The sequence below is a fragment of the Streptomyces sp. CO7 genome (assembly GCF_053474865.1).
This window is the reverse complement of sequence record NZ_JBRIOU010000002.1, coordinates 1,125,824-1,130,178: the sequence shown is the minus strand read 5'-3', so window position 1 is coordinate 1,130,178 and position 4,355 is coordinate 1,125,824. Positions and strand designations below refer to the sequence as shown.

Here is a 4,355-nt window from a genome sequence, read left to right as displayed (position 1 = left end):
GTGCTGCTGCGGGCACGACCACGCCTGAGGGGCGTGGCGGTACGCCCGCCACGCCCCTCACCGGCCTCGTCCTCTTCCGTGCCTCAGGGACGGGGAGGCGCTGTCGAGCCGCGCGGCATGAGCGAGGGCGTCGCCACCGGACGGGAGGGCACCTCCTGCCCGGCGAGCACGTCGAACAGGACCCGGGCCACCTCCGCCCCGAACCCGTGCACGTCGTGACTCATGGCCGACAGGGTCGGATGCGTCAGCCGGCACAGCTGGGAGTCGTCCCAGGCGAGCAGGGACAGGTCGTCCGGCACGGAGACGCCCATCTCCGCGGCGACGCCGAGACCGGCCACGGCCATGATGTCGTTGTCGTAGACGATGGCCGTGGGGCGGTCGGCCCCGAGGAGCAGCATCCGGGTCGCCCGGGCGCCCTCCTCGCCGGAGAAGGCCGTCTCCACGTGCCGGCCGCCGCTCAGGCCCAGTTCGTCCATGGTCCGCTCGAAGGCCTGCGCGCGGATGCCGCTGTGGCCCAGGTCGGCGGGCCCGCCGACGCGGGCGATGCGCCGGTGGCCGAGGGCCGCCAGGTAGCGCACGGCCTCGGCGACGGCGGTGGCGTCGTCCGTCCACACCGACGGGAACCCTCCGGTGAGGCTCGGGTGCCCCACGCCCACGGCCGGCAGGCCGAGCCGGCGCAGCGGGCCGATGCGCGGGTCGTCCTGGTGGAAGTCGACCAGGATCGACCCGTCCACCTGGCGCTCCCGCCACCAGCGCTCCTGGAGCGTGATCTCCTCCTCCAGGGAGCCGACCAGTCGCAGGAGCAGGGAGCAGTCGTGCTCGGCGAGCACGCTCTCGATGCCGGAGATGAACTCCATGTAGAACGGTTCGAGGCCGAGCAGCCGGGCCGGCCGGCACAGGGCCAGCCCGACGGTGTCGACCGACTGCCGCGACAGGCTGCGGGCGGCCGAGTTGGGCGCCCAGCCCAGGCGCCGCGCGGCCGCGAAGATGCGCTCCCGGGTCGCCTCGGACACGCCCGGCTTGTTGTTGAACGCCAGCGAGACGGCGCCCTTGGACACGCCGGCGGCCGCGGCGACGTCCTTGATGGTGACGCGTCCTGGTGGCGCCGGTGTGCTCACGCGGGTTCCACGCAGAAGAGGGCCGCGCGCACGGCGTCGAGGCCGGTCCCGGCGGCGGAGTCCACCCGGAGCCGGACGTGCTCGCCGGGGAGCAGGGTGCGCAGCCCGGTGTCGCAGACCGCGTCCGGTCCGAGCCGGTCGGCCTGCAGGAGAAGGTCTCGTACCAGAGTGTGTGCAGTCACCACGACCTCGACATTACCGCCACCGTCCGGCGCCTCCTCCACCGCGATGTCGAAGCGGGGCGCGGGGTAGGCGAAATCCTTGTCCGGGACGGGGAGGTGGACGGCGCGCAGGATCTCCGCGCCGGCCTCGCCGCCCGCGGCCGCGTCGGCGACGAGCAGTTCCTCGGTGGACGCGGGGTCGGGGGCCAGGTCCTGGGGCACGGGCAGCCGGACGGCCTCGCGCGGGGCGACGGCCAGGTCGAGGGTCCGTTCCGCCACCGTCGTGCCGTCCGCCCGCATCCGGCGCAGGGTCACCGCGGCGTTCCACGGGTCGGCGCCCTGGTTGACCACGGCGAGCACGGGGACCTCGCGACCGCCCGGTCCGTCGGGCCCGTCCGATCCGTCCGGCTGCCCCGGCTGCCCCGGCTGCCCCGGCTGGAGGGTCAGCAGGCGGTCGGCGTAGACCCGGCGCAGCTCGTGGTGGAGCGGCTTGAGGCGGCCGTCGCCGTCGACCGCGGCCCACGAGGTCACCGGCCAGCAGTCGTTGAGCTGCCACACCACGGCGCCGGCGCACACCGGCCAGTGCGACCGCCAGTGCTCGATGCCGGCCGAGACCGCGCGGGCCTGGACGACCTGCGTGAGGTAGTGCCAGCGGTCGAAGTCCCCCTTGGGCGGGGCGAAGTGGTGCGCCAGGCCCCGTTCCAGCTTCCCGTTGCCGTCCTCGGCCTTCTGGTGGTGCAGCATCCCCGGCGAGTCGGGCGCGAGGGTCTCCCCCGGCAGCGCGCGCCGCAGCGTCGCCAGCGTGGGCGGCGCCTGCCAGCCGAACTCGGCCACGAAGCGCGGCACCGAGTCGCGGTACTCGGCGTAGTCCCGGCGGTTCCACACCTCCCAGGAGTGGTGGGTGCCGTGCGCGGGCTCGTTGGGGTGGTGGTCCCAGGAGCCGGACCAGGGGCTGCCGGCCGAGTAGGCGCGGGTCGGGTCCAGTTCGGCGACGATCCGCGGCAGCAGGTCGAGGTAGTACCCGCCGCCCCAGGAGTCGCCGTCGAGCTCGGGCTCCCAGCCCCAGTCGCGGAAGCCCCACAGGTTCTCGTTGTTGCCGTTCCACAGCACCAGGCTCGGGTGGGACATCAGCCGCACGACGTTGTCGCGGGCCTCGGCCTCCACCTCCCCGCGCAGCGGCTGCTCCTCCGGGTAGGCGGCGCAGGCGAAGAGGAAGTCCTGCCAGACCATCAGGCCCATCTCGTCGCATGCCTCGTAGAAGGCGTCGTCCTCGTAGATGCCGCCGCCCCAGATGCGCACCAGGTCGATGTTGGCGTCCGCCGCCTGCCGCAGTCTGGCGCGGTAGCGCTCGGGGGTGACCCGGGAGGGGAAGGCGTCGTCGGGGATCCAGTTGACGCCGCGGACGAAGAGGGGGACGCCGTTGACGACGAAGGTGAAGCGGGTGCCGTGCTCGTCGGGCGCCCGGTCCAGCACGACGCCGCGGAAGCCGATCCGGCGCGACCAGGCGTCGAGCCGCCCGCCCTCGGCCGCGGGGGTCCCGGAGGGTTCAGCGGCAGGGGTTCCCAGAGGCTCGGCGGCGTCCTGGTCCACGAGGGTCACGTCCAGGTCGTACAGGGGCTGCTCGCCGTATCCGCGCGGCCACCAGAGCTCGACGTCCGGCAGCTCGAGGGTGAGCACGGCGGTGTTTCCCTCCACGGTGGAGCTCGCCCTGACGCCGCCGGCCTCGGCCCGTACCTCGAGGCGGCGGTGCGCGCCCCGCTCGGTACGTTCCACGTCGACGTGCAGCTCCACCCTGCCCGCCCCGTCGCGGACCGTGACCAGTGGCCGCACGCGTGCCAGGCGGGCCGTCGACCACCGCTCCAGCCGGACCGGGCGCCAGATCCCGGCGGTGACCAGGGTCGGGCCCCAGTCCCAGCCGAAGCTGCAGGCCATCTTGCGGATGTACTGGAAAGGCTCCGGGTAGACGTTCGGCCGCTCCCCCGTCACCGCGCGGACGGCGGCGGCCTCGTCGTAGGCGGAGGCGAACTCCACCCGCAGCAGGCCGTCGCGGCCCGTGACGTCGAACCGGTGGCGCCGGTGCATGTTCCGGGTACGGCCGAGCTCCTGGCCGTCCAGGGTGATCACGGCAGCGGTGTCCAGGCCGTCGAAGACCAGGTCGGTGCGCTCGTACGACGGGTCCGAGGCCGTGTCTGCCGGCGCCAGTTCCCGGGTGTACGTCCACGCCCGGCGGCCCACCCAGGCCACCTCGTGCTCGCCGAGGCCGAGGTAGGGGTCCGGGATCAGCCCGGCGGCGAGCAGGTCGGTGTGGACGCAGCCGGGCACCTGGGCGGGCAGCGGCTTCCCGTCGTGGTCGAGGCTCCAGCCTTCGGCGAGCTGGACGAGTTCCATCATGGGCGGACTCCTTCGGCAGGGCGTGCGTGCCTGGCACTTGGGCAGCGCGCTCAACCTAACGCCCGTGAGTGAACCGGTCTAGGCCCAGATTTCCACCGACTCCCGCTTGCTCCGGAACACCTCCTCACACCGACTGAACTGGCGTCGAGTCCGCCGCACCCATGGATCACTCACTGCGCGGACCTGGAGGGGCCGTCACGCACCAGCCGTCTTCTTGACCGGTTCACTCACCCGCGAGCTTGGTGGTCAAGACGACGCTGTCCGCCGCCTTGTCGTGCAGGCACTGCTGGAACGGCTTGTCCCACAGGCACCACAGCCCGTCGAGGAGGCCCAGGAAGGGGACGAACCCCATGAAGAAGCTCATGAACCAGCGCAGCCACGCACGCCCGAAGGACAGGTCCTCCCCGTCGCCGACCCGGGCGACGCGCAGGCCGCAGATCCGCTTCCCGTAGGTGGCGCCCCTCTCCCAGATCATGACGGGCTCGTAGCACAGGAGGGCCAGGCCGAGCAGTCCGTAGCCCACGAAGCCGATGAGCACCTCGACCGACTCAGGAGCCTCCAGCACGTTCTGCAGGACGGTGACGACGCCGGCCACCAGCAGCCCCGCGAGAAGCATGAACACCCCGTCCAGGAACCGTGCGGCGAGCCGCGCGCCCTGGTTGCCGAGCATCTCCGGAGGCGGACC

The 4,355-nt window shown here is 73.2% G+C and carries 3 protein-coding genes; all 3 read right to left on the bottom strand.

Annotation, left to right across the window (positions count from 1 at the left end; genetic code table 11):
* Window positions 1-83: 83 nt before the first annotated feature.
* Window positions 84-1,118, bottom strand: coding sequence for a LacI family DNA-binding transcriptional regulator (locus ACOV8S_RS07055; RefSeq protein WP_448316756.1), 1,035 nt, complete (start codon window positions 1,116-1,118; stop codon window positions 84-86).
* On the bottom strand, window positions 1,115-3,670 hold the full coding sequence (locus ACOV8S_RS07050; protein ID WP_448316755.1) for a glycoside hydrolase family 2 protein: 2,556 nt from the start codon (window positions 3,668-3,670) through the stop codon (window positions 1,115-1,117). Before ACOV8S_RS07050 ends, ACOV8S_RS07055 begins: the two co-directional genes overlap by 4 nt.
* 223 nt (window positions 3,671-3,893) lie before the next feature.
* The coding region (locus ACOV8S_RS07045) for an RDD family protein (RefSeq protein ID WP_448316754.1) at window positions 3,894-4,355 on the bottom strand (462 nt) is incomplete at its 5' end.